This window comes from Tropicibacter naphthalenivorans, from assembly GCF_900176475.1.
GTDB classification, from domain to species: domain Bacteria; phylum Pseudomonadota; class Alphaproteobacteria; order Rhodobacterales; family Rhodobacteraceae; genus Tropicibacter; species Tropicibacter naphthalenivorans.
Genome location: NZ_FWXX01000004.1, coordinates 89,950 through 115,247, shown reverse-complemented (window position 1 = coordinate 115,247; position 25,298 = coordinate 89,950). Strand labels below are relative to the sequence as shown.

The window sequence follows — 25,298 nt, the reverse complement described above, 5'->3', positions numbered from 1 at the left end:
CGACAAAGGCCGGGGTCGATCCCCGGCCTTTTGTGTTTCTGAGGTCTTTAGTTGCCGCCAAAGATGTCGCGCAAGACCTGCTCCAGCACGCTTTCCTGCACCCGCCGCTGCGGCACCGGGGCAGGGGTCGGCTCTGGCTCGGCCACCTGTATGGGCGCGGGCTGGACCATCGGCAGGGGCCGCACAGGCAGGCCGTCGTGCACACGCACCATAACCTCGTGCCAGATCTCGGCGGGCAGGCCCGAGCCCGTCACCCCAGTCAGCGGCGTGTTGTCGTCATAGCCCATCCATACGCCCGCCACGTAATCGGCGCTAAAGCCCACGAACCACGCATCACGCGCCTCTTGGCTGGTGCCGGTCTTGCCCGCCACCTGACGATCAGGCAGGCGCGCCCGCCCGCCGGTGCCTTCGGACACGACCTTTTCCATCATCCAGATCAACTGGCCCGCCGCCTCTTGGCGGATCACCCGCTCGCCCATGCCGCCGGGGGTGCCCATCAGCGCCTCTGACTCGCCCTTGAGCCGCAATTCGCGCAACCCATAAGGCGTCACCGAAGAGCCGCCGTTCAGGATGCCCGCATAGGCGCCCGTCATCTCCAGCAGGTTCGCCTCGGAGACCCCCAGCGCCAGCGACGGCGTGTCCTTGAGATCGCGGTAAATGCCGAAATCGCGCGCCACGCGCATCACCAGGTCACGCCCGACGCTTTCGGAAATCTTGACCGCGGGGATGTTGAGCGAGTTCTTGAGCGCCTCGGTCAGGGTCACGCGGCCATAATTCTTGTGGCTGTAGTTCTCGGGGCACCACTGGCCCGAGCCGGGGATATTCATGCAGAACGGCTCATCGACGATGGTGTCCAGCGGCGAATAGCCCAGTTCCAGCGCGGTGGCATAGACAAAGGGTTTAAAGGCGCTGCCGGTCTGGCGGATCGCCTGAAAGGCGCGGTTGAACACGCCAGAGGCATCCGTGTCGCGCCCGCCGATCATCGCGCGCACCGCGCCATCGGCGCTCATGACCACCACGGCAACCTGCGCCTTGGAGCCTTCACGGACCTTTTCGGAAAAGACCTTGTTCACCGCGTCGGCGGCGGCCTTTTGGATGCGCGGGTCCAACGTGGTGCTGATGATCACGTCTTCGGTGGTGTCGCGGGTGAAAAATTCCGGCCCGGTGCGCATCATCCAGTCGGCGAAATACCCGCCGGCCAGGTTTTTCGAGCTTTCGGCCAGCGTCGCCGGGTTGGCCTGCCAATAGGCAGTATCTGCATCCGACAGATAGCCCTGTTCGTTCATCAGGCGCAGCACCGTGGCGGCGCGATCTTGCGAGCGTTTCAGGTTGGCCGTGGGCGCCAGCGACGACGGCGCGGTCAGCAGCCCCGCCAGCATCGCCGATTCGGCAGGGTTCAGCGCCGCCGCCGGTTTGGAGAAATAGCGCTCGGCCGCCGCCGCCGCGCCATAGGCCCCGCCGCCCATATAAGCGCGGTTCATATAGATAGAGAGGATGTCGGACTTGGTGTACTTCCACTCCATCGCCATGGCGTAGATCGCCTCTGTCGCCTTGCGTTTCAGCGACCCGCGGCGGCAATCCTCGACATAATCGACCTCGGATTCCCATTTCGTGGGGTCATAAACCACGCCGAGGCACAGCAGTTTCGCGGTCTGCTGGGTGATGGTCGAGCCGCCGTGCCCGGACAAGGGCCCGCGCCCCTCGGACATATTGATGCGAATGGCGCTGGCGATGCCGCGCGGCGACAGGCCAAAGTGGCTGTAAAAGCGTTTGTCCTCGGTGGCGACGATGGCGTTCTTGAGGTGCTCGGAAACGCTGTCCGCCGTCACCGCCCCGCCAAACTGGTCGCCGCGCAGGGCAAAGACCCGGCCTTCGCGGTCCAGCAGCGTGACAGAGCCGCGTGCGCGCCCGTCGACCATGTCCGAGATTTCGGGCAGGCCGGTCGAGGTGTACCAGACCGCGCCGCCGATGAGCAGCGCCGTCACGATCGAGGCAAAGACCACCACGCGCCAGACCAGCCGCCACAGCATCAGAAACGGCCACAGCAGCACCGTCAGCACTTTGCGGATCGGTCCGCGGGGTGCCTTGCGCTTGGGCGCACGCCGCGCCGGTGCCTTTTTCTTGGGCGCCGATTCGGATTTTCGCGGGTAACGACGGTCTGCAACCAGCCGCGAGGGCTTTTTTCCTGAAGAACTCATGAATCTGTCTGCTCTTTGCGCCTTTTGCTTGCGAATATAGTGGCTCGCGCCGCGAATGTTGACCACCTGCAAACCGATTGAGCGTTTTCTTTGCGCTTAATTACTGTGCAGTTTGAGCGATGTGCGCAAAAAATAGGCGCACACCCCGCGAAAACGCCCCCTTTTTCACCCATCTGCCTTCAATTTTCAGGGCATCAGGGGCTTTTCTGCATGTGCACAAGGCGAGGGCAATTCTCGCAAGACGATAAGGGGATCAAGGTGAAACTGATCATTGCAACGATCAAACCGTTCAAGCTGGAGGAGGTCCGCGAGGCTCTCACCGGAATCGGCGTACGCGGCATGATGGTGACGGAAATCAAGGGCTTCGGCTCTCAGTCCGGCCATACCGAAATTTACCGCGGCGCAGAATATGCTGTGAACTTCGTTCCGAAAATCAAACTGGAGATCGTCGTGGCCGCTGCCATGGCCGATCAGGTCGTCGAGACGATCAAATCCACCGCCCAGACCGGCAAGATCGGTGACGGCAAGATCTTTGTGCTGGATGTCCAGCAGGCCGTGCGCGTGCGCACCGGCGAAACCGACGCAGACGCGCTGTAACGCGCCTTAGGGGGATCCAAAGGGACTATGAATATGAAACTGACCAAAACTCTGGTATCCGCAGCGGCGCTGCTGGCTCTGCCAACGCTGGGCTTTGCGCAGGAGGCCGAGGCCGCTGCCGAAGCCGTTGACACCTTCCCGTTCATCATGACCTCGGTGCTGTTCCTCGTGGGCGGCTTCCTCGTGTTCTGGATGGCAGCGGGCTTTGCGATGCTCGAAGCGGGCCTCGTGCGCTCCAAGAACGTCACCATGCAGCTGACCAAGAACGTCGCGCTGTTCTCGCTGGCGTCGATCTTTTACTACCTGATCGGCTACAACCTGATGTACCCGCTGGGCGACTGGTCCATCGATGGCGTGCTGACCAACGTTTGGGGTCCGGGCGTTCTGGAAGCCGTGGGCGTTGCTCCGGCTGACGCAGACGACATCGGCTATGCCTCCACCGGCTCTGACTTCTTCTTCCAGCTGATGTTCTGTGCGGCAACCGCGTCGATCGTGTCCGGCACCATGGCCGAGCGCGTCAAGCTGTGGCCCTTCCTGATCTTCACCGTGATCCTGACCTCCATCATCTACCCGCTGCAAGCGTCGTGGAAGTGGGGCGGCGGTTTCCTGGACGAAGCAGGCTTCCTTGATTTCGCAGGCTCGACCGTTGTGCACTCTGTTGGTGGCTGGGCGGCTCTGACCGGCGCTCTGATCCTGGGTCCGCGTATCGGCAAGTACAAAGATGGCCGCGTGATCCCGATGCCGGGTTCGAACCTGGCCCTCGCAACCCTGGGTACGTTCATCCTGTGGCTGGGTTGGTTCGGCTTCAACGGTGGCTCGCAGCTGGCGATGGGCACCGTGGGCGATGTGGCTGACATCTCGCGCATCTTCTCGAACACCAACGCAGCGGCCGCTGGTGGTGCAGTTGCAGCCCTGCTGCTGACCCAACTGATGTACAAAAAGCCTGACCTGACCATGATCCTGAACGGCGCTCTGGCTGGCCTGGTGTCCATCACCGCAGAACCGCTGTTTCCGACCCTGGGTCTGGCAACCATCATCGGCATGATCGGCGGCGCCATCGTGGTCTTCACCGTGCCGGTTCTCGACAAGCTCAAGATCGACGACGTGGTTGGTGCGATCCCGGTTCACCTGATCTGCGGCATCTGGGGTACCATCGCGGTTGTCCTGTCCAACCCTGACGCATCGCTCGCAACTCAGCTGTACGGCATTGTTGTGGTCGGCATCTTCACCGTGGTCGCCTCGGCAGTGGTCTGGTTCATCCTGAACATGATCATGGGTCTGCGCGTCAGCGAAGAAGACGAGATCAACGGCCTCGACATGGCAGAGCTGGGTATGGAAGCCTACCCGGAATTCTCCAAGGGCTAAGCCTCTCTGAGATCGGGTGTCTCCTTCCCGCCCGATCTTCATCAGATCCCCCCGGATGCATAACGCGCCGGGGGGATTTTTGGTTGTCGGGTGGCACTGGTTGAAATGCTATATCTTTCGGTCTGTTATTGCATAACACGCTGCTCACGAGCCACTAAGAGGCACATCAAAATCATTGTGAAGGAAAGAGTATGAATAGGTTTGTTAATTTGGCTCTTGTGATTGCAATCGTTTCAACCGCGAGCCTAACTGCCGTAGCGGCCAATGCAGGCGTTTATGAACGCGAAGCGATGAGACGGCATTGTGCGTCAATGGGCCGGAATTTGGCGGTTAACCCAAGTGGCGAGTTTTTGTGCGGCTCAGCCAAAGCAATTGTCGGCCCCGATTTAAGTGACGGTGCAGAACCGGCTGTCCAGTCGGGTGAATCTGTGCTTCCACAGCCCAAACGTGCTCAAACACTGGACGGCCTTGACAGGGTGCAAGAGAACTAAGCGCGCACGATACGTTGTTCGTTTCGAAACGACGTCTCTTATCTTGCCTTTTCGCGTTCCAGCCGTTGGCGGGCGATGGACTCGTTCGCCTCGGTGCGGCGATCGGCGTGCAGGGCGGTTTCGACGTAGCTTAGGTGCTGCTCGACCGCTTTGCGCGCCGCCTGCGGATCACGGGCCTGAAGGGCGTCGTTGATGGCGCGGTGCTGGTCCAGCAGGGCTTCGCGCGTGGTGCGCTGTTTGAACATGATCTGACGGTTATAGAATACGCCTTCGCGCAGCAGCTGGTACATGGACCGCATCATGTGCAGCATGATGACGTTGTGGCTGGCCTCGATGATCGCAAGGTGGAAATCGGCGTCCAGCCGCGCCTCTTCGTTTGGATTGCGTTTGCCGTGGGCGGCTTCCATCTTGGCGTAAAGCTCTGCGATCACTTGCAAATCCGTGTCGGTGCCATGTTCGGCGGCGCGCTCGGCGGCAAGGCCTTCCATGTCGCGGCGGAACGACAGGTAGTCAAAGACCGCCTCGTCATGGCCCGCGAACAGCTGAATCAGCGCCTCGGAAAAGGCGCTGCCCAGCACCTCTGTCACATAGATGCCCGCGCCCGCGCGGCTGGTCAAAAGCCCCCGCTCTTGCAGCTCTGCCACTGCCTCGCGCAAGCTGGGCCGCGAGACGCCCAAGCGCTCTGACAGCTCGCGTTCGGACGGCAAGCGTTCGCCCGGGCGCAGGATGCCGCGCAGGATCAAAAGCTCGATCTGGCTGACCACTGCGGCCGAGAGTTTTTCGGGTTGGACCTGGGAAAAGGGCATGGAACCTCTGGGTATTGGGCAAATCTTTTTACCAAACCCGCCGGATTTCGCAAACCCCGCCACTGTTTTCGTTTTGCCAACAAAGACCGCCATTTCGCACGATTTTCGCCTCATTTGAGGATCAAAGGTTAATAAACGTTAATGCAACCTCAGAGTGATCGAGATGCTCACCACGATACTGATGTCCATGATTGGCGCGATGGGGCTGGCCTCGCTGGCGGTTGGCACGGGCACCCCGGATGAGGACGCCGCCGACCCGACCCCGCCCGAAGGTGTCGAGGGCCAGATTGGCCTGACCGATGGCGACGACTGGCTGGGCACCACGGGCGACGACTGGATGCTGGGCGCGCGCGGGCATGACACGCTGGATGGCGCGGATGGGAATGATTCCCTATTCGGGGAAGAGGGGCGCGACCTGCTGCTGGGCGGTCTGGGCAATGACATGCTGGACGGCGGCGGCTGGCACGACGTTCTGGCGGGCGGCGACGGAGACGATTCGCTGAGCGGCGACACCGGGATGGACACGCTGCTGGGCGGCGAGGGGGACGACACCCTGTCCGGCGGAGACTGGCACGATCTGCTGCTGGGCGGCGCGGGCGCGGACCTGCTGCAAGGTGATGCTGGCAAGGACATCCTGATCGGCCACACGCCCAACCTGACCGGCACCGAGCCTGACGCGCGCGTCTACCACAACAGCCTGCAAGCGCTGTATGAAAACGCCGACGCGTGGAACGCCCTGACCCCCGAAGAGCAAACCGCGCTGGCCGAGCAGGTCTTGGCCGACCTCGAAGCGCAATATCCCGGCGAGGCCGCAGGCGCGGATGGCACCGACACGCTACAGGGCGGCGCGGGCGACGACACCCTGTTCCTTGGCGCAGGCGATCTGGGCATTGGCGGGCTTGGCCACGACAGCTTTATGATCGGCAACTGGGTCGGCACGGGCGCGGAAATCGCGGATTTCACGCTGGGCGAGGATTACCTCGTGGTGGAATATGACGCCTCGACCGGCGCTGTGGCCCCGGTGATCGACGTGCAAACGCTGGAGAATGGCGACCAAGTGATCACCGCGGATGGCATCGAAGTTGCCCGCCTGATCCAGCCGATCGACCTTGCGACGGCGGATGACGTGGAACTGGTGGGGCTGATGGGCGCGGCGTAACGCGTTACCAGCGTTTCAGCGCGTCCTCGTCCTCATCCTTGGCGGCGACCCAGCCGGCATCCTTGCCGGTATGCTCTTTCTTCCAGAAGGGCGCGCGGGATTTGAGGTAATCCATCAAGTATTCGGCGGCCTCAAAGGCATCCTTGCGGTGCCGTGCAGCAGTTGCGACCATCATGATCTTGTCACCCGGCGCCATGGGCCCATAGCGGTGAATGACCAACACATCGCCCAGCGACCACCGCTGAGACGCCTCTTGCGCGATCTTTTCAAGCGCGCGTTCGGTCATGCCGGGGTAGTGTTCAATCTCCATGGTGCTCAGGCCCCCTTCGACGTCGCGCACAACGCCGGTAAAGGTGACAATCGCCCCCATGTCGTGCCGTCCGTTTGCGAATTTGTCCGCCTCTGCGCCGAAGTCAAAGGGCTGTTCCTGAACGACAATCCGCATCTCAACCACCCGTCATCGGCGGAAAGAAAGCCACCTCGCGCGCACCTTCGATAGAGGCGTCAAAGTCGGTCAGATCCTGATCCACCGCCACGCGCAACGCCGAGAGATCGGCAAAGGCTGCCTCGTAACGCTCTTCGCGCGCGCGCAGTTCGTCGACCAGCTCGGCCACGGTTTTCGCATTGGTTTCAACGCGTTCCTTGGGCAGGCCGATCCGTTCGCGGACCCATGCAAAATACAGAACATCCATCAGCGATCCTCCTTGAGGAAGGGCAGAGCCTTGCGGAAATAATCCCACCCAGTGATCAGCGTCAGCGTCGCCGCCACCCAAAGCAGCAGCAGACCCAGCGCGCCCGTCCAATACATCCCGGCGTTCTTCCAGTGCAGACCCAAAAGGTCTTCGGTCTCGCCGGTCATGATGGCGTCGAACATCGCCTGATCCATGCCAAAGGTCGACATGCCAAGATAATGCTCGAACACCCCTTGGCTAAAGAGGATGGCGATGGCGATCATCTGCGCGGTGGTCTTCCACTTGGCGAGTTTGGTCACCTTGAGCGTCCCGGCGGTGTCGCCAAGATATTCGCGCAGGCCCGAGACAAAGACTTCGCGGAACAAGATCACCGTCGCGGGCAGCACCAGCCACGGCGACATGGACGAATATCCCACGATCACCATCAGCGCGATCACCACCATGGCCTTGTCGGCGATGGGGTCCAGCATCGCGCCGAGCTTGGTTTCCTGCTTCCACGTGCGGGCCAGATGGCCGTCGAACCAATCGGTGACGGCGGCCGAGATGAACAGCAACAGCGCCGCCCAATCTGCGAAGGGCCGCGAGAAATAGAGGAACATCACCGCCACGCCGGGAGCGGCGAGCAGGCGCAGGACGGTCAGGATATTTGGCAAGTTCCACTTCATCAAAGGTTACCTATCCCGGATTGCGGCGAGGGGGAAGATGGCCCGTGCATTTGCGCCGCGCGCTGCGACAGCCGGTCCAGCAGGCGGCCCCGCGCGTCGGGGATGGGCGTATGGCCCAAGGACGGCGCAAGGTGGTGGTCAAGGAAGTGCCCCGTGGTGCCAAGCGCGATCAGGATTTCGCCGTCGCTGGCGTCGCCCTGGCCCAGGAGGACCGGGGGCAGGGGGAGCAGTTTGTCCCTCCATTCTCCCGCGCCATGGGTCGATACCGCGCGGCCTGTCTTGGGCGAAACATAGGTCAGGTCTTGGGTGGTGCCGGTGGCGGCGCAGCGGGTCAGATCCAGCGCAAAGCCCATTTCGGCCAGCAGAGCGACTTCCCATTGCAGGTAGGCCAGCGGCCAGATGTCGGTTTGCCCGAGCAGGTCAAGCAGCGCTTCGCTGCGCCTGTAGAGCGCTGGATGCGGCTCGCGTTCGGGCAGGCAAAAGCCCAGCAGCGCGGTCACGGCGTTCAGCCCCGCGAGCGACAGCCGGTCGCCCATGGCATTGGCCGCGCGCGAGCGCTGCGGCTCGGCGGTAAAGGCGCCGATGTGCTCTTCGAGGCGGGCTTTCCACACCAGATCAAGCTGCGCGCCCGGTTGCAGATGCGGGGCCAGCTTGCGCGAGGTTCCGCCGCGCACGATGCCCGCGTGGCGGCCATGTTCGGGCGTGAAAACCTCAAGGATCAGAGAGGTTTCCCCGTGTTTCCGCGTGGATAAGAGTATGCCCGTGTCGCGCCAGTCCATCGCCGCAAGGTGGGGCTTTGCGCGGGTGGTGACAAGCCCTTGCGTGCGCGGGCAAGGCGCGGCACCTTGCGGCCATGTCTATGCCCGCTCGCCTGTCTGCCGCCTGCCTCGCCGTTCTGGCTTGGGTGACCTTGGTTCTCTACGTTCAGGTGGGGTTGGATCGCCGCCCGGACATGACCTTGGCGCAAGAGCTGTGGCGCATTGGGCGCTATTTCACCATCCTGACCAATGCCTTGACGGCGGTGACGGCCACGGCGATAGCGGCGGGATGGCGCGTGAACGCGGTCTGGGCGACGGGGCTGACGCTGTGGATGGCCATCGTCGGCGTGGTCTACCACGCGCTTTTGGCCCGCGAGCACGAAGGTTTGCGCTGGTGGACGGACCAAGGCCTGCACACCGCGATCCCGCTGGCCCTGCTGTTGTGGTGGGCGGTGTTCGCGCCCAAAGCGGGGCTGCTGTGGCGGCACGCGGCGCTGTGGCTGGCGTGGCCGGGCGCTTATATGGCCTATGCGCTGATCCGCGGAGAAATCGACGGGCGGCACCCGTATTTCTTTATCGACCCGCCGCTGATCGGCTGGCCCAAGGTGCTGATGTGGATCGCGATCTTGGGCGGAGTGTTCTGGCTGGCTGGGCTGGGGGCCGTGGCGCTGGGGCGATGGCTTAATCGAGACCGGGCTCGTCTAGCAGGTGACGGCCATGACGGTCCTCAACCTCGATAACCCACAGATCGGGGTCAAAGCTGCGCTGGCGGGCGATGGCGGTGTCCACCTCTTTCTCGGGGCCGTGCGCCAGATCGGTCCAGACCCGTGCGCCGGTCATCAGGTCAAAGCTGCGGGTAAAGGCCTGCGCTTGCCCGTCCAAGGTCGCCAGCTTGACCAGCACGGCCCCGGCGGTGTCATCGCCATGCGCGACCACAAAGGCCGGAATGTCATAGAGACGCAGCCGGGTCAGGTAAGCATCGACCCAAAAGCGCGCGGTCAGTCGTGTCATGGCGCAGGGCTTTCCACAGGCGGGACCAAAAGTCTTTCAAGACTTTTGCAAATTCCTTGAAAGGAATTTGGTCGCCGTCCCGATCAGGCGTTTCCGTCTGTGAAATCGAGCCCCATTTCCGAGTAGCGTTCGGCCTCTTCCAGCCAGTTCGACCGCACTTTGACTTGCAGAAACAGGTGTACCTTGCGGCCAAGGAATTCGGAAAGTTCCTCGCGCGAGGCTTTGGAGATCGCCTTGATCGTCTCGCCCTTGCGGCCCAGGATAATGCCCTTGTGGCCGTCACGCGCCACGTAGATCACCTGATCGATGCGGGCCGAGCCGTCGGGGCGCTCTTCCCAATTCTCGGTTTCCACGGTCAGCTGGTAGGGCAGCTCCTGATGCAGGCGCAGCGTCAGCTTTTCGCGGGTCATCTCGGCGGCGATCATGCGCATGGGCAGGTCGGCGATCTGGTCTTCGGGGTACAGCCACGGCCCTTCGGGCAGCTCATCCGCCAGCCAGTGGCGCAGGTCGTCGACGCCGCGCCCCTTTTCCGCCGAGATCATGAAGGTCTTGGCAAAGGCAAAGCGGTCGTTCAGATCCTTGGTCAGGTCCAGTAGGGTCGGCACCTCAACGCGGTCGATCTTGTTGATGGCCAGCGCGATTTTGCGCCCTTGCGGCAGTTCGGCCAGCCCGTCGAGGATGCGCTTGACGCCTTCGGTGACGCCGCGGTGTGCCTCGATCAGCAGGACAATCACGTCAGCGTCTGCCGCCCCGCCCCAGGCCGCCGCCACCATGGCCCGGTCAAGCCTGCGCTTGGGCTGGAACAGCCCCGGCGTATCGACAAAGATCAGCTGGCTGTCGCCTTCCAGCGCGACCCCACGGATGCGCGCGCGCGTGGTTTGCACCTTGTGGGTGACGATCGACACCTTGGCCCCGACCATGCGGTTGGTGAGGGTGGATTTGCCGGCGTTGGGCTCTCCGATGAGGGCGATGAAACCTGCGCGTGTGGTCATGGGGCTGTCTTGCGATCCTGATTGCGAAGGCGGTTGTGTAGGGCAAAACGTGGCGCAAGGCCAGAGGAATCAGCGTCGCGCCCGTCCGTCACGCCACAGCGAATAGGTGCCAGAGCCGACGATCAGCGCCGCGCCTGCCAGCGTCATGGTATCGGGCCGCTCGCCGAACACGGTATAGGCGAGGATCAGCGCCACCAGCAGGCGCGAATAGCGGAACGGCGCGATGACCGAAACCTCGCCGGTGCGCATCGCCGCCGTCAGGCTGGTGTAGCCCACGACGCCGCACAGAGCGGTGCCGAGGATCAGGCCCATGGCGGGCAAGGTCGGGGCAAAAACCGCAGGCTCGAAGGCCATGATGACCAGTCCGGCAAAGGTCACCACGCCAAAGCCCAGCACGCCCAGTTGCGCGGAATGGATGTGCATGGGCGCGGTGCGGGTCGCCACGTCGCGCCCGGCAAAGCCGATCATGCCGAGCAGCGCGAGGATCGCGTTGGCTTCGATCCCCGAGGGGCTGGGGCGGATGATGAGCAACACCCCGAGGAACCCCACCGCCATGGCCGCCCAGCGGCGCGGGCCGATGGTCTCGCCCAGGATCAGCCCCGCCGCCAGCATCACCACGAGGGGCGCGGCTTGCAGGATCGCCGAGGTGGTGGACAGCGGCGTGTAGGCCAGCGCGAGGGCAAAGAACAGCCGCCCGCAAATCTCGAAGCCCGTGCGGATCAGCAGACCCTTTTGCAGGTAGGCGGCATCCCACAGCGGCACGCCCTTGTGCCGGGCATAGGCGGCGTAGATCAGCATGGCGGTCAAACCAAACTGCACAGTGCCCATGCCGGGGCTGATGCCCCCCGTGGCGGTGGCGGCCTTGAAAAAGGCATCCTCGACGCCAAAGCCGAGCATGGCGAGCATCATCCAAAGGGCGCCGCGCAGGTTGTCGGTCATCGGGGTGTCCACCTGTAATGGGTCTGCATCAGGCCTAACCAAGAAACCACACATGGGGAAGGGATGTTTTGGCGAAGGCCTGCACGGATCAAGTGGTCAAAGACGCACCCAGCCTACAATCGCTAGACGCGCGGCCTTCCGTGCGCCCCGACTGAGGCTCTGGCGATCCTCAGCGGCCCGCCCTCCAGCCTGCGCGCGCGAGGGCTTAGCCGAGACGGTCCAGCAAAGCCTTGGCGGCGGCCTGTTCGGCGTGGCGCTTGCTGCCGGCGGTGGCCTCGGCGGTTTCACCATTGTCGAGACGCGCTTCGATGGTAAAGACCGGCGCGTGATCCGGCCCGGTGCGGGCGGTTTCCACGTATTTCGGCGGTTGCAGCCCGCGACCCTGCGCCCATTCTTGCAGCGCGGTCTTGGCGTCCTTGGCGTCTTCGTCGACGCTGTCGATGCGTTTGCCCCACAGGCGCAGGATCAGCTTTTGCGCGGTCTCAAAGCCCGCGTCCAGATAGACGGCGGCGATCACCGCCTCCATCGCATCCCCAAGCAGGGCCAGCTTGCGCCGCCCGCCGGACATCTGTTCCGACCGGCCCAGCTTTAGCGCTGCGCCAAGGTCGATCTGGCGGGCCACGTCGGCGCAGGTTTCCTTGCGCACCAGCGCGTTATAGCGCGGGGCCAGCTGCCCCTCAGAGGCTTTGCGATCGCTGCGGAGCAGCGCCTCGGACATCACCAGACCCAGCACCCGATCCCCAAGGAATTCGAGCCGCTGGTTGTCCTCGCGGCCCGGGCCGGACATGGACGAATGCGTCACCGCCCGGCGCAACAGGGCCGGGTCGGCAAAGGTGTGGCCCAGCCGATGCTGGAGCGCCTTGAGGTCTTCGGACTGCTTCATGGGATCGTTCTAGCGCGTCAGGCCCGGTTTAGTCGATGGCTTTGAAGAAGCGGTCGCCGCGCCACGTCCAGAAGAACAGCATCGAGCGGCCCGCCGACGAGAACATCACCCGGTCTGCCCGGCCAATCAGGTTCTCATATGGCACGAACCCAACGCCGCCCGAGATGTTCGGCACGCGGCTGTCCGAAGAGTTGTCGCGGTTGTCGCCCATAAAGAAGTAGTGCCCCGCGGGGACGGTATAGACCGGCGTGTTGTCCGACCCTTGGCTGGAGATGTTCAGGATCGAATGCGACACGCCGCCGGGCAGGGTTTCGATGTACTTCTCTTTGACGCAGGTGGCGCCTTCGCCCACCGGGGCGTTGTGGCAGCGCGGGCGCAGCTGCTGCGGACCTTGCGGGGCGGCGGTTTCCTCAAAGCTGCCGTCGCGCTGGACCTTTACGGCGGTGCCGTTGATGTGCAGCAGGCCGCCTTTCATCTGGATGCGGTCGCCGGGCAGGCCCACGAGACGCTTGATGAAATCGCTGCCGTGCACCGGGTGGCGGAACACCACCACGTCGCCGCGCTTGGGTTCAGACCCAAGGAGACGGGTGTTGTCGCCGTCGGCCCAGCCGCACAGATCCTTGGCATCGACACCCATGAACGGCAGCGACGGGCAGGAGGCATAGGAATAGCCGTAGGCCATCTTGTTCACGAAGAGAAAGTCGCCAATCAGCAGCGTGTCCTTCATGGAGCCCGACGGAATCCAGAACGGCTGGAACAGGAAGGTCCGAAACACGCCAGCGATGACCAGCGCCCAGAAGACCGTTTTGATCGTCTCGACGATACCGCCTTTATTCTCTTCAGCCATGACCCAGCCCCTTGGAAAACCTATGCGGGCTTCATGCGGGGGCGGGCAGGGGGTGTCAAGGGAGCGGGCGTGCTTCGATCACTACAAAGGCCTGCGCCCAGGGGTGATCGTCGGTGAGGGTGACGTGAATGATCGCCTCATGCCCCGGCGGGGTCATCTGTTTCAGGCGATCCGCCGCCCAGCCGGTGACGTGCATGATCGGCTGGCCGGTGGGCAGGTTGCTGACGGCCATGTCCTTCCACGCGATGCCCATGCGCAGACCGGTGCCAAGCGCCTTGGAGCACGCCTCCTTGGCGGCCCAGCGTTTGGCGTAGGTGCCCGCGACGTCGCGGCGGCGCTCGGCCTTGGCCTGCTCGATGTCGGTGAACACGCGGTTGCGAAAGCGGTCGCCGTGGCGGTCAAGGACCCGCGCGATGCGGTCGATATTCGCCAGATCAGTGCCGACGCCGAGGATCATAGCTGCCCCGTTTCTAGATGGCCGCGATCAGCTATGATTTGAGATGATGTCAACACAATGTTACCTATGCCTGCGAGTTCGTCAAAAGCCTATAAGCTTCTTCGCAATACGCGCTTGCTTTGTGGAACTTGTCATCGATACGCAGTCTGGGCAGACCATTGTGGGTTCCACGCGAAAATCTATTGCGAGCCCAAGCCGTTATTTCATCTCTTAGCTCTTCGTCTCGGAGGATCAAAATTGCGGTTGCAGGCGGGAGGGACTTTCTAATTGAAGTCCGTTGTTCGGATGGGGACCAATCGGACATCTTACGGCTGCACACTGCTTTTGAAAAATCGCGGGTCGCCAAGAGCAAGTGAGCCTGTTCCTCAGACAGCCAAGGGATATGATCCCATTCGAAAAATCTGCAAACAGCTTCTTTTTGGTCTCGCGAGGCGGACCCTTCGATTCCCAAGTCTGGAATGTCAACGCTTAGGTCTATTGGCGTCACTGGCAGCGCGCTTCGTCCATCAGGCGGCGCATCTCGGCGATGGCGGGGCTGAGCCCGCGGAAAATCGCCTCGCCGATGATGAAATGGCCGATGTTCAGCTCCATCACCTCGGGGAAGGCCGCCACGGGCGAGACCGTTTCATAGGTCAGACCATGGCCCGCGTGCACCTCTAGCCCCAGCGAATGGGCAAAGGCCGACATCTCGCGCAGGCGCTCCAGCTCGGCGGCGCGCTCGTCAAAGCGCCCCTCGGCGTGGAAATCGCAATAGGCGCCGGTGTGCAGCTCGATCACCTGCGCGCCGATGCGGTTCGCGGCCTCGATCTGTTTCTGATCGGCGGCGATAAAGATCGACACGCGGCAGCCCGCCTCGCGCAGGGGCGCGATGAAATGCGCCAGCCGGTTTTCCTCGCGCGCGACCTCTAGCCCGCCCTCGGTGGTGCGCTCTTCGCGCTTTTCGGGGACGATGCAGACGGCGTGAGGCTTGTGACGCAGGGCAATGGCCTGCATCTCGTCGGTTGCGGCCATCTCGAAGTTGAGCGGCACGCTCAGCGCCTCCATCAGGTTGTCGATATCGGCGTCCGAGATGTGGCGGCGGTCCTCGCGCAGGTGCGCGGTGATGCCATCGGCCCCCGCCTCTTCGGCGATCTTGGCGGCGCGGATCGGGTCGGGGTAGGCGGACCCGCGCGCGTTGCGCACGGTGGCGACGTGGTCGATGTTCACACCAAGACGAAGGCGGCCAGCAAACTGAGTCATGATCTCTTCCGAGTTAGCGAATTTGATCAAAACCTAAGCGCGCAAAGCCGGATTGAAAACCGGGAAAAGGTCGCTGTTAGCGCTCACTTTGCGTGGCTTTCCGCCTTCTTCTTTTTAAGCGTTGCCAGCTTTTTCTTGAGCGCACCCTTGCGGCGGTTCTGATAGGCGGTGATCAGCGGCAAAGACAGGTAATACATCACCAGCGCGGTGATCATGCCGGGGATAATCCCGCCAATCATGTAGGGAAAGAACACCTCGTCGTAAAAGACATTGAGATGCGTCCAGTCGGCCTCTCGCCCGGTAAACAGCGCCATGAGGTTGTCCCACAGATCGGACCCGGCGCGCAGGAATTTCTCGACCAGACCCGTGTGATCCTCGGGCCGGGGGCCGCGCCCCTCCATATCCAGCAGCCAATAGCCGGTTTTCATGGCGGCGACGCCAATGGGCACATAGGTCAGCGGATTGCCGAAAAAGGTCGACAGCAGGGCGGCCAGCACATTGCCGCGCAGGATCAGCGCAAGCGTCGCGGCTACGACAAAGTGCATCCCGTAGAACGGCGTAAAGGTGGTGAACACCCCGGCAAAGATCCCACGGGCGATTCGATGCGGCGGATCGGGCAGACGGTTCAGACGGTGGCGCACATAACGCGCAGCGCGGCCCCAACCGCCACGCGGCCAAAGCAGCTCGACAATAATGCGCCAGAATGGGCGCCTGTCCCGCCTTTTGAAGACCACTGTCTTCCTTTCTTACCTCATAGTACTGCCGTCGGAGCCGCCGCCAGCGAAGGATCGCGCCGCCGCTCGACCGATGCGACATTGCTTTCCGCCTCAAGCGCAGAAATCACCGAGTGCAGGTGTTCGGCGTCCCGCAAATCAATATCCACACGCAATCTATAAAAGTCGGGTTTCCGGTCAATGAATGTCAGGTCAGAGATATTGGCCTTACACTCGCCAATCAATGTGCAAATCCGCCCCAGCACCCCGGCGTCATTGCCGATGGTGAGTTCAAGTGACACCGTATAAACCGGAGGGTGAGTGCCGTCTGCCCAATGCAAGTCCAGCCAGCGATCGGGCATGTCCTCGAACTCTTCGAGCGCCTCGCAGTCGATGGCGTGGACCGCCACGCCCTTGCCCCGGTGGGCGATGCCGATGATGCGCTCGCCCGGCAGGGGCTGGCAGCAGCGGGCGCGTTCGAACCCTTGACCATGGGCCAGACCGACCACGGCGCGCTTGGCCTCGACGTCGCCATCGTTGGAAATCGCAAGGTCAGGATAGACCGATTGCACCACCTCGTTGGCGGTCAGCTCGGCGCTGCCCAGACGGGCCAGCAGGGTATCGACCGAATCCAGCCGTAGCGTCCCGGCGGCCTTTTCCAGCACCTTGTCGGTGGATTTCTTGCCGTGGCTTTCGAACGCTGCACGCGCCAGTTCGTGCCCCAGCTTGATAAAGCGTTCCTTGTTCGCCTCGCGCAGGGCGCGGCGGATCGCGGTCTTGGCCTTGCCGGTCTGGGCAATGTCCAGCCAGGTCGCCTGCGGCTGCTGGCCTTCGGCGGTAATGATTTCAACGGATTGGCCGTTTTTCAGCCGGGTCCACAGCGGCACGCGGATGCCGTCCACCTTGGCCCCCACACAGGCCGAGCCGATGCGCGTGTGGATCGCATAGGCGTAATCCAGCGGCGTCGCGCCCTTGGGCAGTTTGACCACGTCACCCTTGGGGGTAAAGCAAAACACCTTGTCCGAGTACATCTCAAGCTTGACCGCTTCGAGAAAGGCGTCGTGATCTTCTTCGGCGTCGAACTGTTCGGTCAGCTGGGCGACCCATTTGGTCGGGTCGACGGCAAAGGGGTTCTCTCCGCGCTGGCCATCACGATAGGACCAATGCGCAGCCACGCCGGTCTCGGCGACTTCGTGCATCTGGCGGGTGCGGATCTGCACCTCGACCCGCTTGCCGTCGCGGCCCGACACGGTGGTGTGGATCGAGCGGTAGCCGTTGGATTTCGGCTGGCTGATGTAATCCTTGAAACGTCCGGGCACCGCGCGCCAGCGCTGGTGGATCACCCCCAGCGTGGCATAGGCGTCGGCCTCTGTCTGGGTGATCACGCGAAATCCGTAAATGTCCGACAGGCGCGAAAAGCCGATCTTTTTCTCCTGCATTTTGCGCCAAATCGAATAAGGCTTTTTCGCGCGGCCAAAGACCTGCGCGTCAATATGGGCCTTTTCCAATTCCAAGCGCATATCGCCGGTGATGCGGTGAATCACATCGCCGGTTTCCTTTTGCAGGTGGATAAAGCGGCGGATGATACTGGATCGCCCTTCGGGGTTCAGCACGCGAAAGGCCAGATCCTCCAGCTCTTCGCGCATGGACTGCATCCCCATGCGGCCCGCGAGCGGCGCATAGATGTCCATGGTCTCACGCGCCTTTTGCGCCTGTTTCTCAGGCTTCATGGCGCGGATGGTGCGCATATTGTGCAGACGGTCGGCCAGTTTTACCAAAATGACCCGCAGGTCTTTGGACATGGCCATGAACAGCTTGCGAAAGTTCTCGGCCTGCTTGGTTTCACTGCTGGACAGCTGAAGATTGGTCAGCTTGGTCACGCCGTCGACCAAATCCGCCACTTCGCGTCCAAAACGCTCGGAGACCTCGGAATAGGTCGAGCGTGTATCCTCGATCGTGTCGTGCAGCAGGGCGGTGATGATGGTCGCATCGTCCAGCTGTTGCTCTGTCAGGATGGCGGCAACGGCGACGGGATGCGAAAAATAGGGCTCACCCGACTTGCGGAACTGGCCCTCGTGCATCTCGCGGCCATAGTCATAGGCCGCGAGGATGAGCTTTTCGTTGGTCTTTGGGTTGTAGTTACGAACAAGCGCAACAAGATCTTCGGCAGCGATCATTCCGCTACAACCTTTCAGGCTTTAGCCTTGGCCTTGCGCCTCCATGAGCGCGCGCAGCAGCTTTTCTTCGGACATGTCGTCCTCTTGGGGTTTGTCCTGTTCGGCCCCCATGAGCAGCGCCATGGCGTCTTCTTCGGGCTCGTCCACTTCGATCTGGGACTGGTTCGACTCGATCAGGCGCTCGCGCAGTTCGTCGGCGGACTGGGTCTCGTCAGCGATTTCGCGCAGGGCGACAACCGGGTTCTTGTCGTTGTCGCGGTCCACGGTGATCGCAGCACCGGCCGCGACCTCACGCGCACGATGGGCGGCGAGCATAACAAGCTCAAACCGGTTCGGAACCTTATCAACGCAGTCTTCTACCGTCACGCGGGCCATATGGTGTCACCTTGTCTCGGAGCTTCGGAAAAGCTTTTCTAACGTGCCATCAGGGGATTTACAAGTCGTTCCCAAGCAGCGGGACAGGTTCCTCGCGCAAATGTGCGGGCAGGGTGGCCAGCATTTGCGCGACATTTTGGCGCAGGATGGGGTGCATCCAGCCCGCCGCGACATCATTGAGCGGTACAAGGACAAAGGCGCGCTCTTGCACGCGGGGGTGCGGCAGAATCAGTTGGCCCGGCGTTTCGGTCAGCTGCGCGTCGGGTGGCAGCGCGCGCCAGCGGGCGTGCAGCGACGCGTCCGGCAGCACCGCATCGCCCGCCGCAATCAAATCCAGATCCAGCGACCGGCTGCCCCAGCGTTGTTTTCGTTCTCTGCCAAACAGATGTTCCACATGGTGCAGGTGTTCCAGCAACTCGGCGGCACTCCCGTCAAAGGCGAGTGCAGCAGCGGCATTTACATAGTCCGGCCCGGCCCCTGCGGGAAAGCACGGCGTGCTGTAAAATCGGCTGACCCGGCGCAGCTGAATGCCCCGGTCGACAAACGCCGCCAGCGCCTGCGCCAAGGTCTGTGTTCGATCCCCTTGGTCAGAGCCAAGATTAGATCCCAAGGCGATCAAGTATTCTTGTACCATTGCGAGCTTTAAGCTATCCTTTTGAATACATAAGTCCGGTTGAGAAAGCTGGGAAATCCTTTACAGTTTGTCAACCGACCCTACAGCCCCACTCACACTCACGGCCTTGCGTAGGGATATTAATCGAAAGGGCATTTTATGTTTTACAAAGACGAACGGCTTGCGCTGTTCATCGATGGGTCCAATTTGTATGCCGCCGCCAAGGCCTTGGGCTTTGATATCGACTATAAGTTGTTGCGGCAGGAGTTCGCGCGTCGCGGGAAAATGGTGCGTGCATTTTATTATACCGCGCTGCTGGAAAACGACGAATATTCGCCCATCCGTCCGCTGGTCGACTGGCTGCATTACAATGGCTTCACCATGGTCACCAAACCGGCCAAGGAATACACCGACAGCCAAGGTCGCCGTAAGGTCAAAGGCAACATGGACATCGAGCTGACCGTGGATGCCATGGAGCTGGCCCCGCGCGTCGATCACATCGTGCTGTTCTCGGGGGATGGCGATTTCCGTCCGCTGGTCGAATCGCTGCAACGTCAGGGCGTGCGCGTCTCGGTCGTGTCGACGATCCGCAGCCAGCCGCCGATGATCGCCGATGAACTGCGCCGCCAGACCGACAACTTTATCGAGCTGGACGAGCTGCGTGACGTGATCGGCCGCCCGCCGCGCGATGTGCCGAATGATCGGAACTTTGAGGTTGCGTCGAACGACGCATGACCTACATCGGCGGTTATGGGGATGACCGCGCGATCACAGGTTCGATATGGGTGAGGCCGCCGCTTTGGGCGGCCTTTTCCTTGTGGCGTTTGGCGCGGCGACAATCCTGCCGTTCCAGTCAGAGATCGTCTTTGCCGCGTTGCAGGCGGGCGGGCTGTACAGCGTCGCCACGCTGGTGATCGTCGCCAGCATCGGCAACACCTTGGGATCGGTGGTGAATTACGCCATGGGGCGCGGGGCGGAGCGCTACAAAGGCTCGCGTTGGTTCCCCGCCAACGAAGAACAGCTCGCCCGCGCGCAGCGTTGGTACAGCAAGTATGGCGTCTGGACGCTGCTGCTAAGCTGGGCGCCGCTGGGCGATGCGATCACGCTGATCGCGGGGCTGATGAAAACCCCGCTGTGGCTGTTCGTGGCGCTGGTCGGCTTTGCGAAAACCGTGCGCTACATCGCCTTTGCGGCGATCACCGCAGGGTTTCTTTAACCCAGACCGTTAGTTCACCCCGGCGCGGGTGTTCATCTCGTTGTGCATGTCGATGACCTGCTGGGGCCATGTGCTTTTGATATAGGCCAGCACGTTCAGGATCTGATCCTCGGTCAGCACATCGCCAAAGCCGATCATGTTGGATTGATAGGTTCCGCCGACGATGGCTTCGGTCCCAAGGGTCACGATCTGCACCAGCAGCGGGTCCGGGTGGTGCCAGGTGTGCCCGGTCTCATCGTGGGGCGGGGCGGGCAGATAGCCGTCGGCGTCCGCTTCGCGCCAGTTGTCCTCTCCCTCCAGGTCGGCACCGTGGCAGCTGGCGCAAGTCTCGGCATAGATCACTTGCCCCTCGGCCACACGGGCGGCGTCGTCATAGGGCAGAATGCCTGCGGCCAGGGCGGGCGACGCCCCAAGCAGGGCCAAAGCCAAAGCGTATTTCATCTGATCCTCCTGTTTGCGCGCACCTATTGACCACCTTCCAGCGGGGGGAAGGCAACTCACGAAACCGTGGGTCTGGACGCATGGCATCATAGGTATTACCTCGGGCGCAAGGAGACGCCACATGACCCAAGCCTTGACCCTTTATCTTGCCGCGCCGCGCGGGTTCTGCGCCGGTGTGGACCGCGCCATCAAGATCGTCGAAATGGCGCTCGAGAAATGGGGCGCGCCGGTCTATGTCCGCCACGAGATCGTGCACAACAAATACGTCGTCGATGACCTGCGGGCCAAGGGCGCGGTCTTTGTCGAGGAACTGGCCGATTGCCCTGATGATCGCCCGGTGATCTTCTCGGCGCATGGGGTGCCCAAATCGGTGCCCGCCGAGGCGTCGCAGCGCGAGATGATCTATGTGGATGCGACCTGTCCGCTTGTGTCCAAGGTCCATATGGAGGCCGCGCGCCACCACGAAAAAGGCTTGCAGATCATTATGATCGGCCACGCCGGTCACCCCGAGACGATCGGGACCATGGGGCAGCTCCCCGATGGTGAAGTCCTGCTGGTTGAGACGGTCGAAGATGTGGCCAGCGTTGCCGTGCGCGACCCCGCGAACATCGCCTATGTGACGCAGACGACCCTGTCCGTGGACGACACCACCGACATCGTCGCGGCGCTGAACGCCCGCTTTCCGCAGATCGTCGGCCCCCACAAGGAAGACATCTGCTACGCCACCACCAACCGCCAGGAAGCGGTCAAGGCCATCGCGCCCAAGTCCGACGCCCTGCTGGTGGTCGGCGCGCCGAATTCGTCAAACTCGCGCCGCTTGGTCGAGGTCGCCTCGCGCGCGGGGTGCAAATACGCGCAGCTGGTGCAGCGGGCCGATGACATCGACTGGCGCGCGCTGGACGGGATCGCTTCGGTTGGCATCACCGCCGGGGCGTCCGCGCCCGAAGTGCTGATCAACGAGGTCGTCGACGCCTTTCGCGCCCGCTATGACGTGACCGTCAAAGTGGTGGAAACCGCGCAGGAAAACATCGAGTTCAAGGTGCCAAAGGTGCTGCGCGAGCCTGCGTAAACCTTGCCTCGGACACGGGCCGCGCCATACTTGGCCTAAGCGACCCAGAGGTGCCCCATGACCGCTATTGCGACCATTCCACGTTCCGCCCTGATCCTTGGCCTTGCCGGGGTGATCCCCTTTGCGTGGGGTGCCTTGACGGTGATCTCGGGCGATCTGGCGGGGTGGGGGCTGCGCGCGCTGGGGCCGCGGTTCATCGGCCCTTATGTGCAGCTGTTCTACGGCGCGGTGATCCTGTCGTTCATGTCCGGCGTGCTCTGGGGTTTTGCCACCAAGGTCGAGGGCGAGCGCGCGGCGGTCGGCTATGGCCTGTCGACGTTGCCCGCGCTTTGGGCGTTTTTCATGACGGGCGGCGGGCCGACCAGCGCGGGGCTGAGCCTGATCTTTGGTTTTCTGGGGCTGCTGGTGCTGGACTGGCAGTTCTGGCGCTGGGGGCTTGCACCGGCGTGGTGGATGCAGCTGCGGGTCTTGCTGACGGCGCTGGTGGTAATCTGCCTTGGCGTGGGTGTGTTCCTCTAACGCTTTGGCATTCTTGCGCATTTGGAACGAATGGGCGCGCGGGGCGGCGTTTGTTCGCGCATCACATGCGAATTTTGGCATTGACTTGCAACGCGCAGCTTAAACGTGCATCCCTGCCCAATGGCTGATCTGCAAACCCTTGATGTCTACGACGCCCGCGCCGCCGACTATGCCCAAAGCTTTGGCATGGATCACGGCAAAGACCCCTCGCTGCGCGATTTCATTGCCGCGCTGCCGAAGCGTGCGCGGGTGCTGGATCTGGGCTGCGGGCCGGGATCCTGGGCTGTGGCCATGGCGCAGGCGGGGCTAAGTGTGGACGCGGTCGATGCCTCTGCCGGGATGGTCGAACAGGCGCAGCAGCATCAGGGGATCACTGTCTGGCAAGCGCGCTTTGACCAGATCGAGGCTGAGGCGATTTACGATGGCATCTGGGCCAACTTCAGCCTGCTGCACGCCCCGCGCGATGAAATGCCCGGCCATCTGGCGCGGCTGAAACGCGCGCTGAAACCCGGTGGGCTGTTGCATATCGGCCTCAAGCAAGGGCAGGGCGAGGCGCGCGACAGCTTGGGGCGGTTCTACACCTATTACACCGTGCCGGAACTGACGGGCCTGCTGCGCGCGATCGGCTTGGAACCCACCGCAATTCGCCATGGCGCGGATAAAGGGCTTGACGGGACGGTCGCGCCTTGGTTCACCCTGACCGCCCATGACTGACCTATACGCATACACCGACGGAGCCTGCTCCGGTAATCCTGGCCCCGGCGGCTGGGGCGCCCTGCTGCAAGCCAAGGATGGCGAAACGCTCGTCAAAGAGCGCGAGCTGAAGGGCGGCGAAGCCAACACCACCAACAACCGGATGGAGCTGCTGGCGGCGATCAACGCGCTTGAAAGCCTGTCGCGCGCCTCGGTCATCACGGTGGTCACCGACAGCGCCTACGTGAAAAACGGCGTCACCGGCTGGATCCACGGCTGGAAGCGCAACGGCTGGAAGACGGCGGCGAAAAAGCCCGTCAAGAATGTCGAGCTGTGGCAACGTCTGGACGAGGCGCAAAAGCGCCATCAGGTGACGTGGGAATGGGTCAAGGGCCACGCCGGCCACCCCGAGAACGAGCGCGCCGACGAGTTGGCGCGCGCAGGGATGGCCCCGTTCAAGAAATCCTGAGGCGCAAACCCCCCTGACATTTCACGGCTTTCCGGGCATCCTTGGGCGCAGGAGGAGCCTATGACCCTATTGACCCTGCTCGACTATGCCTCGGTGGTGATTTTCGCGCTGACCGGAGCCTTGGTCGCCAGCCGCGCGCAGTTGGACCTGATCGGCTTTGCCTTTCTGGCCTGCCTGACGGGCATGGGCGGCGGCACGTTGCGCGACGTGTTGCTGGACCGGAACCCAGTGTTCTGGATCGCCGACCCAACCTATCTGGCGGTGGCCTGCACCTCGGCTGTGGTGGTGTTTTTCACCGCGCACCGGCTGGAAAGCCGCTATTCCGCGATCCTCTGGCTGGACGCGGTGGCCTTGGGCGTGGCGGTGGCGGCGGGGGCGGGGATTGCCTCTGGATTGGGGTTGCCGCCGGTGATCGTGGTGGTGATGGGCATTGCCACGGGCTGCGCCGGGGGGCTGGCGCGCGACGTGGTCGCCAACGAGGTGCCCTTGGTGTTGAAGCAGGGCGAGCTTTACGTGACATGTGCGCTGGCCGGATCGGTGGCGTTGATCGTCGCGCAGGGGCTGGGGCTTGGGCCCTCCGTTGCCGCCATCGCCTGCGCGGTGACCACGGTGGGGTTGCGCGCAGGCAGTATCGCGCTGGGCTGGCGGTTGCCGGTGTATAAACCGCGCCCGCCGCGCCAGTGAGCTGCGTTATTGCAGGTCGGCAAAGGCCTTGGCTAGACGTTCCCCGGCCTCGATGACCCGCGCGCGCGGTGTGGCAAAGTTGAACCTGAGGAAGGTCTCGCCCCCGGTGCCAAAGGTCGTGCCGTGGTTGGCGGCGATGTGCGCATCTTTTTCCACGCGAGAGGTGAATTCGTCGCGCGTCATGCCGGTGCCGGCAAAATCGACCCACGCGAGGTAAGTGGACTCCATCGGCATCGAGGCCAGCCCGGGAATAGCGTTGACCGCCGCGTCAAAGGCCCTGCGGTTGCCGTCGAGATAGGTCACCAACTCATCCACCCAGGCCGCGCCTTCGGGGGAGTAAGCCGCCGTCGCCATGAACAAGCCAAAGGAGTTTGGCGAAATCCCCAAGGCCCCCATCCGCGCTGCGAACCGCGCCCGCAGGTCGTCGTCGGCGATGATCACATTGCCCAGATGGCTGCCCGCGATGTTGAAGGTCTTGGTGGTCGCGGTCATCATCACCAAGCGCTCCTTGATGCCGTCATCGACCAGGGGCATGGGGATGTGGCTGTGACCGGGCATCACCAGATCGTGGTGAATCTCGTCCGAGACAAGGATCAAGTCATGGCGCTTGGCAAACTCCGCCACGCCCTTGAGCTCTGCCCGAGACCACACACGCCCACCGGGGTTGTGCGGCGAACACAGGATCACCATCCGCTCATTGCCCGTCATTTGCGAGTCATAGGCGTCGAAATCCATCTCGTAGCGGCCATCGCGCAGCGCCAAGGGGCACTCGACCACCTCGCGCCCCGCCGCTTTGATCGTGCGCGCGAAGGCGTGATAGACAGGTGTGAACAGCACAACGCCGTCGCCGGGCTTGGTAAAGGCGTCGATGCACAGCCCGGTGCCGTTCACCAAACCATGGGTCGAGAAAATCCACTCAGGGCGGATGTGCCAGCCGTGACGTTCGGCCATCCACCACTGGATCGACGCCTTGTAGGCGGCATCATCGCCGAAATAGCCATAAACGCCGTGGCCGGTCATGCGTTCAAGGGCGGATTGCACGCAGGCGGGCGGGCGGAAATCCATGTCGGCGACCCACATGGACAAGCCGTCGGACGCGGGGACACCGTAGATGTCTTCCATCATGTCCCACTTGACCGAATGGGTGCCAAAGCGGTCGATTTCTTCGTCAAAACGGCTCATCGGATGTCCTTTCCTCGATTTGATGCGGGGACCAAATCTTTTTCAAAA

30 protein-coding genes are annotated in these 25,298 nt (G+C 62.7%); 11 read left to right on the top strand and 19 right to left on the bottom strand.

Annotated features, from left to right (window positions below; translation table 11 throughout):
* Window positions 1-47 precede the first annotated feature (47 nt).
* Window positions 48-2,198: a transglycosylase domain-containing protein gene (locus B9A11_RS10390; RefSeq protein ID WP_058247470.1), complete on the bottom strand. Its 2,151-nt coding sequence runs from the start codon at window positions 2,196-2,198 to the stop codon at window positions 48-50.
* Window positions 2,199-2,456: 258 nt separating this feature from the next.
* On the opposite strand from B9A11_RS10390, the gene B9A11_RS10385 reads away from it, so the two are divergent.
* Together B9A11_RS10385 and B9A11_RS10380 are read left to right on the top strand one after the other, a co-directional pair.
* Entirely contained in the window at window positions 2,457-2,795 is a 339-nt protein-coding gene (locus B9A11_RS10385; protein ID WP_058247846.1) for a P-II family nitrogen regulator, read from the top strand.
* Between the two features lie 33 nt (window positions 2,796-2,828).
* On the top strand, window positions 2,829-4,160 hold the full coding sequence (locus B9A11_RS10380; protein ID WP_058247469.1) for an ammonium transporter: 1,332 nt from the start codon (window positions 2,829-2,831) through the stop codon (window positions 4,158-4,160).
* 529 nt (window positions 4,161-4,689) lie between these two features.
* On the opposite strand, the gene B9A11_RS10375 is transcribed toward B9A11_RS10380, so the two are convergent.
* Window positions 4,690-5,457, bottom strand: a complete 768-nt coding sequence (locus B9A11_RS10375) for a FadR/GntR family transcriptional regulator (protein WP_058247468.1) — start codon at window positions 5,455-5,457, stop codon at window positions 4,690-4,692.
* A gap of 163 nt (window positions 5,458-5,620) precedes the next feature.
* On the opposite strand from B9A11_RS10375, the gene B9A11_RS10370 reads away from it, so the two are divergent.
* Complete coding sequence (locus tag B9A11_RS10370; protein ID WP_143595849.1) at window positions 5,621-6,616, top strand: calcium-binding protein; 996 nt, start codon at window positions 5,621-5,623, stop codon at window positions 6,614-6,616.
* 4 nt (window positions 6,617-6,620) lie between these two features.
* Here B9A11_RS10370 and B9A11_RS10365 read toward each other — a convergent pair whose 3' ends face one another.
* From B9A11_RS10365 to recO, 4 genes are read right to left on the bottom strand one after another with little or no spacing between them, the layout of a single operon-like run.
* Window positions 6,621-7,061 (bottom strand): molybdenum cofactor biosynthesis protein MoaE, encoded by a 441-nt coding sequence (locus B9A11_RS10365; RefSeq protein WP_058247466.1) that lies wholly within the window; start codon window positions 7,059-7,061, stop codon window positions 6,621-6,623.
* Window position 7,062: 1 nt separating this feature from the next.
* Window positions 7,063-7,311, bottom strand: coding sequence for a molybdopterin converting factor subunit 1 (moaD, locus tag B9A11_RS10360; protein WP_143595863.1), 249 nt, complete (start codon window positions 7,309-7,311; stop codon window positions 7,063-7,065).
* Window positions 7,308-7,973: a CDP-diacylglycerol--glycerol-3-phosphate 3-phosphatidyltransferase gene (pgsA, locus tag B9A11_RS10355; protein ID WP_058247464.1), complete on the bottom strand. Its 666-nt coding sequence runs from the start codon at window positions 7,971-7,973 to the stop codon at window positions 7,308-7,310. Before pgsA ends, moaD begins: the two co-directional genes overlap by 4 nt.
* The gene (gene recO, locus B9A11_RS10350) at window positions 7,973-8,752 is read right to left on the bottom strand and encodes a DNA repair protein RecO (RefSeq protein ID WP_058247463.1); all 780 of its coding nucleotides are present in this window, start codon (window positions 8,750-8,752) and stop codon (window positions 7,973-7,975) included. Before recO ends, pgsA begins: the two co-directional genes overlap by 1 nt.
* A 74-nt stretch (window positions 8,753-8,826) precedes the next feature.
* Between recO and B9A11_RS10345 the strand changes: the two genes are divergently transcribed.
* Complete coding sequence (locus B9A11_RS10345; protein ID WP_143595848.1) at window positions 8,827-9,471, top strand: Pr6Pr family membrane protein; 645 nt, start codon at window positions 8,827-8,829, stop codon at window positions 9,469-9,471.
* On the opposite strand, the gene B9A11_RS10340 is transcribed toward B9A11_RS10345, so the two are convergent.
* The 11 genes from B9A11_RS10340 to folK all read right to left on the bottom strand — a co-directional run bounded on the left by B9A11_RS10340 (window position 9,413) and on the right by folK (window position 18,998).
* Complete coding sequence (locus tag B9A11_RS10340; RefSeq protein WP_058247461.1) at window positions 9,413-9,742, bottom strand: DUF1491 family protein; 330 nt, start codon at window positions 9,740-9,742, stop codon at window positions 9,413-9,415. The two genes, B9A11_RS10345 and B9A11_RS10340, sit on opposite strands and share 59 nt — an antisense overlap.
* An 83-nt stretch (window positions 9,743-9,825) precedes the next feature.
* Window positions 9,826-10,734 (bottom strand): GTPase Era, encoded by a 909-nt coding sequence (gene era / locus B9A11_RS10335; RefSeq protein WP_058247460.1) that lies wholly within the window; start codon window positions 10,732-10,734, stop codon window positions 9,826-9,828.
* Window positions 10,735-10,803: 69 nt separating this feature from the next.
* Window positions 10,804-11,673, bottom strand: coding sequence for a DMT family transporter (locus B9A11_RS10330; protein ID WP_058247459.1), 870 nt, complete (start codon window positions 11,671-11,673; stop codon window positions 10,804-10,806).
* 205 nt (window positions 11,674-11,878) lie between these two features.
* The gene (gene rnc / locus B9A11_RS10325; protein WP_058247458.1) at window positions 11,879-12,556 is read right to left on the bottom strand and encodes a ribonuclease III; all 678 of its coding nucleotides are present in this window, start codon (window positions 12,554-12,556) and stop codon (window positions 11,879-11,881) included.
* 28 nt (window positions 12,557-12,584) lie between these two features.
* Window positions 12,585-13,403, bottom strand: coding sequence for a signal peptidase I (lepB, locus tag B9A11_RS10320; protein WP_058247457.1), 819 nt, complete (start codon window positions 13,401-13,403; stop codon window positions 12,585-12,587).
* Between the two features lie 55 nt (window positions 13,404-13,458).
* Window positions 13,459-13,860 carry a holo-ACP synthase gene (gene acpS, locus B9A11_RS10315; RefSeq protein ID WP_058247456.1) on the bottom strand — a complete coding sequence of 134 codons (402 nt, stop codon included), beginning with the start codon at window positions 13,858-13,860 and terminating at the stop codon, window positions 13,459-13,461.
* A gap of 483 nt (window positions 13,861-14,343) precedes the next feature.
* A complete protein-coding gene (locus B9A11_RS10310) occupies window positions 14,344-15,099 on the bottom strand; it encodes a pyridoxine 5'-phosphate synthase (RefSeq protein WP_058247455.1) in 756 nt (251 codons plus the stop codon).
* An 83-nt stretch (window positions 15,100-15,182) separates the two neighbouring features.
* A complete protein-coding gene (locus tag B9A11_RS10305) occupies window positions 15,183-15,833 on the bottom strand; it encodes a DUF2062 domain-containing protein (protein ID WP_058247454.1) in 651 nt (216 codons plus the stop codon).
* Window positions 15,834-15,850: 17 nt separating this feature from the next.
* The gene (locus B9A11_RS10300; protein ID WP_058247453.1) at window positions 15,851-17,989 is read right to left on the bottom strand and encodes a RelA/SpoT family protein; all 2,139 of its coding nucleotides are present in this window, start codon (window positions 17,987-17,989) and stop codon (window positions 15,851-15,853) included.
* A 21-nt stretch (window positions 17,990-18,010) separates the two neighbouring features.
* Window positions 18,011-18,364, bottom strand: coding sequence for a DNA-directed RNA polymerase subunit omega (gene rpoZ, locus B9A11_RS10295; RefSeq protein WP_058247452.1), 354 nt, complete (start codon window positions 18,362-18,364; stop codon window positions 18,011-18,013).
* Between the two features lie 58 nt (window positions 18,365-18,422).
* Window positions 18,423-18,998 carry a 2-amino-4-hydroxy-6-hydroxymethyldihydropteridine diphosphokinase gene (gene folK, locus B9A11_RS10290; protein ID WP_058247451.1) on the bottom strand — a complete coding sequence of 192 codons (576 nt, stop codon included), beginning with the start codon at window positions 18,996-18,998 and terminating at the stop codon, window positions 18,423-18,425.
* Between the two features lie 138 nt (window positions 18,999-19,136).
* On the opposite strand from folK, the gene B9A11_RS10285 reads away from it, so the two are divergent.
* Together B9A11_RS10285 and B9A11_RS10280 are read left to right on the top strand one after the other, a co-directional pair.
* The gene (locus B9A11_RS10285) at window positions 19,137-19,712 is read left to right on the top strand and encodes a LabA-like NYN domain-containing protein (RefSeq protein WP_058247450.1); all 576 of its coding nucleotides are present in this window, start codon (window positions 19,137-19,139) and stop codon (window positions 19,710-19,712) included.
* A 46-nt stretch (window positions 19,713-19,758) separates the two neighbouring features.
* Entirely contained in the window at window positions 19,759-20,193 is a 435-nt protein-coding gene (locus B9A11_RS10280) for a YqaA family protein (RefSeq protein WP_058247449.1), read from the top strand.
* 9 nt (window positions 20,194-20,202) lie between these two features.
* Here the strand turns inward: B9A11_RS10280 and B9A11_RS10275 are convergent, their stop codons facing one another.
* A complete protein-coding gene (locus tag B9A11_RS10275; protein WP_058247448.1) occupies window positions 20,203-20,634 on the bottom strand; it encodes a c-type cytochrome in 432 nt (143 codons plus the stop codon).
* 121 nt (window positions 20,635-20,755) lie between these two features.
* Here B9A11_RS10275 and ispH point away from each other — a divergent pair, with 121 nt between their 5' ends.
* The 5 genes from ispH (at window position 20,756) to B9A11_RS10250 (ending at window position 24,068) form a co-directional block, all read left to right on the top strand.
* The gene (gene ispH, locus B9A11_RS10270) at window positions 20,756-21,703 is read left to right on the top strand and encodes a 4-hydroxy-3-methylbut-2-enyl diphosphate reductase (RefSeq protein ID WP_058247447.1); all 948 of its coding nucleotides are present in this window, start codon (window positions 20,756-20,758) and stop codon (window positions 21,701-21,703) included.
* A gap of 66 nt (window positions 21,704-21,769) precedes the next feature.
* The gene (locus B9A11_RS10265) at window positions 21,770-22,222 is read left to right on the top strand and encodes a DUF3429 domain-containing protein (RefSeq protein ID WP_143595862.1); all 453 of its coding nucleotides are present in this window, start codon (window positions 21,770-21,772) and stop codon (window positions 22,220-22,222) included.
* Between the two features lie 120 nt (window positions 22,223-22,342).
* Window positions 22,343-22,936: a class I SAM-dependent methyltransferase gene (locus B9A11_RS10260; RefSeq protein WP_058247445.1), complete on the top strand. Its 594-nt coding sequence runs from the start codon at window positions 22,343-22,345 to the stop codon at window positions 22,934-22,936.
* Window positions 22,929-23,384, top strand: a complete 456-nt coding sequence (gene rnhA / locus B9A11_RS10255) for a ribonuclease HI (protein ID WP_058247444.1) — start codon at window positions 22,929-22,931, stop codon at window positions 23,382-23,384. The genes B9A11_RS10260 and rnhA overlap by 8 nt, the downstream gene beginning before the upstream one ends.
* 60 nt (window positions 23,385-23,444) lie before the next feature.
* On the top strand, window positions 23,445-24,068 hold the full coding sequence (locus B9A11_RS10250; protein WP_058247443.1) for a trimeric intracellular cation channel family protein: 624 nt from the start codon (window positions 23,445-23,447) through the stop codon (window positions 24,066-24,068).
* 6 nt (window positions 24,069-24,074) lie between these two features.
* Here the strand turns inward: B9A11_RS10250 and B9A11_RS10245 are convergent, their stop codons facing one another.
* Entirely contained in the window at window positions 24,075-25,250 is a 1,176-nt protein-coding gene (locus B9A11_RS10245; protein WP_058247442.1) for a MalY/PatB family protein, read from the bottom strand.
* Window positions 25,251-25,298: the final 48 nt, after the last annotated feature.

Bases quoted from the DNA above. Each gene is read 5' to 3' on its own strand.
- B9A11_RS10380 (WP_058247469.1), top strand. From the start codon at position 2,829: ATGAAACTGACCAAAACTCTGGTATCCGCAGCGGCGCTGCTGGCTCTG.
- ispH (WP_058247447.1), top strand. From the start codon at position 20,756: ATGACCCAAGCCTTGACCCTTTATCTTGCCGCGCCGCGCGGGTTCTGC.
- B9A11_RS10370 (WP_143595849.1), top strand. From the start codon at position 5,621: ATGCTCACCACGATACTGATGTCCATGATTGGCGCGATGGGGCTGGCC.
- B9A11_RS10280 (WP_058247449.1), top strand. From the start codon at position 19,759: ATGGGTGAGGCCGCCGCTTTGGGCGGCCTTTTCCTTGTGGCGTTTGGC.
- B9A11_RS10260 (WP_058247445.1), top strand. From the start codon at position 22,343: ATGGCTGATCTGCAAACCCTTGATGTCTACGACGCCCGCGCCGCCGAC.
- B9A11_RS10365 (WP_058247466.1), bottom strand. From the start codon at position 7,061: ATGCGGATTGTCGTTCAGGAACAGCCCTTTGACTTCGGCGCAGAGGCG.
- era (WP_058247460.1), bottom strand. From the start codon at position 10,734: ATGACCACACGCGCAGGTTTCATCGCCCTCATCGGAGAGCCCAACGCC.
- folK (WP_058247451.1), bottom strand. From the start codon at position 18,998: ATGGTACAAGAATACTTGATCGCCTTGGGATCTAATCTTGGCTCTGAC.
- B9A11_RS10245 (WP_058247442.1), bottom strand. From the start codon at position 25,250: ATGAGCCGTTTTGACGAAGAAATCGACCGCTTTGGCACCCATTCGGTC.
- B9A11_RS10275 (WP_058247448.1), bottom strand. From the start codon at position 20,634: ATGAAATACGCTTTGGCTTTGGCCCTGCTTGGGGCGTCGCCCGCCCTG.
- B9A11_RS10390 (WP_058247470.1), bottom strand. From the start codon at position 2,198: ATGAGTTCTTCAGGAAAAAAGCCCTCGCGGCTGGTTGCAGACCGTCGT.
- rnhA (WP_058247444.1), top strand. From the start codon at position 22,929: ATGACTGACCTATACGCATACACCGACGGAGCCTGCTCCGGTAATCCT.
- pgsA (WP_058247464.1), bottom strand. From the start codon at position 7,973: ATGAAGTGGAACTTGCCAAATATCCTGACCGTCCTGCGCCTGCTCGCC.
- recO (WP_058247463.1), bottom strand. From the start codon at position 8,752: ATGGACTGGCGCGACACGGGCATACTCTTATCCACGCGGAAACACGGG.
- B9A11_RS10375 (WP_058247468.1), bottom strand. From the start codon at position 5,457: ATGCCCTTTTCCCAGGTCCAACCCGAAAAACTCTCGGCCGCAGTGGTC.
- lepB (WP_058247457.1), bottom strand. From the start codon at position 13,403: ATGGCTGAAGAGAATAAAGGCGGTATCGTCGAGACGATCAAAACGGTC.
- B9A11_RS10340 (WP_058247461.1), bottom strand. From the start codon at position 9,742: ATGACACGACTGACCGCGCGCTTTTGGGTCGATGCTTACCTGACCCGG.
- acpS (WP_058247456.1), bottom strand. From the start codon at position 13,860: ATGATCCTCGGCGTCGGCACTGATCTGGCGAATATCGACCGCATCGCG.
- B9A11_RS10310 (WP_058247455.1), bottom strand. From the start codon at position 15,099: ATGACTCAGTTTGCTGGCCGCCTTCGTCTTGGTGTGAACATCGACCAC.
- B9A11_RS10300 (WP_058247453.1), bottom strand. From the start codon at position 17,989: ATGATCGCTGCCGAAGATCTTGTTGCGCTTGTTCGTAACTACAACCCA.
- B9A11_RS10330 (WP_058247459.1), bottom strand. From the start codon at position 11,673: ATGACCGACAACCTGCGCGGCGCCCTTTGGATGATGCTCGCCATGCTC.
- B9A11_RS10285 (WP_058247450.1), top strand. From the start codon at position 19,137: ATGTTTTACAAAGACGAACGGCTTGCGCTGTTCATCGATGGGTCCAAT.
- B9A11_RS10345 (WP_143595848.1), top strand. From the start codon at position 8,827: ATGTCTATGCCCGCTCGCCTGTCTGCCGCCTGCCTCGCCGTTCTGGCT.
- rpoZ (WP_058247452.1), bottom strand. From the start codon at position 18,364: ATGGCCCGCGTGACGGTAGAAGACTGCGTTGATAAGGTTCCGAACCGG.
- rnc (WP_058247458.1), bottom strand. From the start codon at position 12,556: ATGAAGCAGTCCGAAGACCTCAAGGCGCTCCAGCATCGGCTGGGCCAC.
- B9A11_RS10250 (WP_058247443.1), top strand. From the start codon at position 23,445: ATGACCCTATTGACCCTGCTCGACTATGCCTCGGTGGTGATTTTCGCG.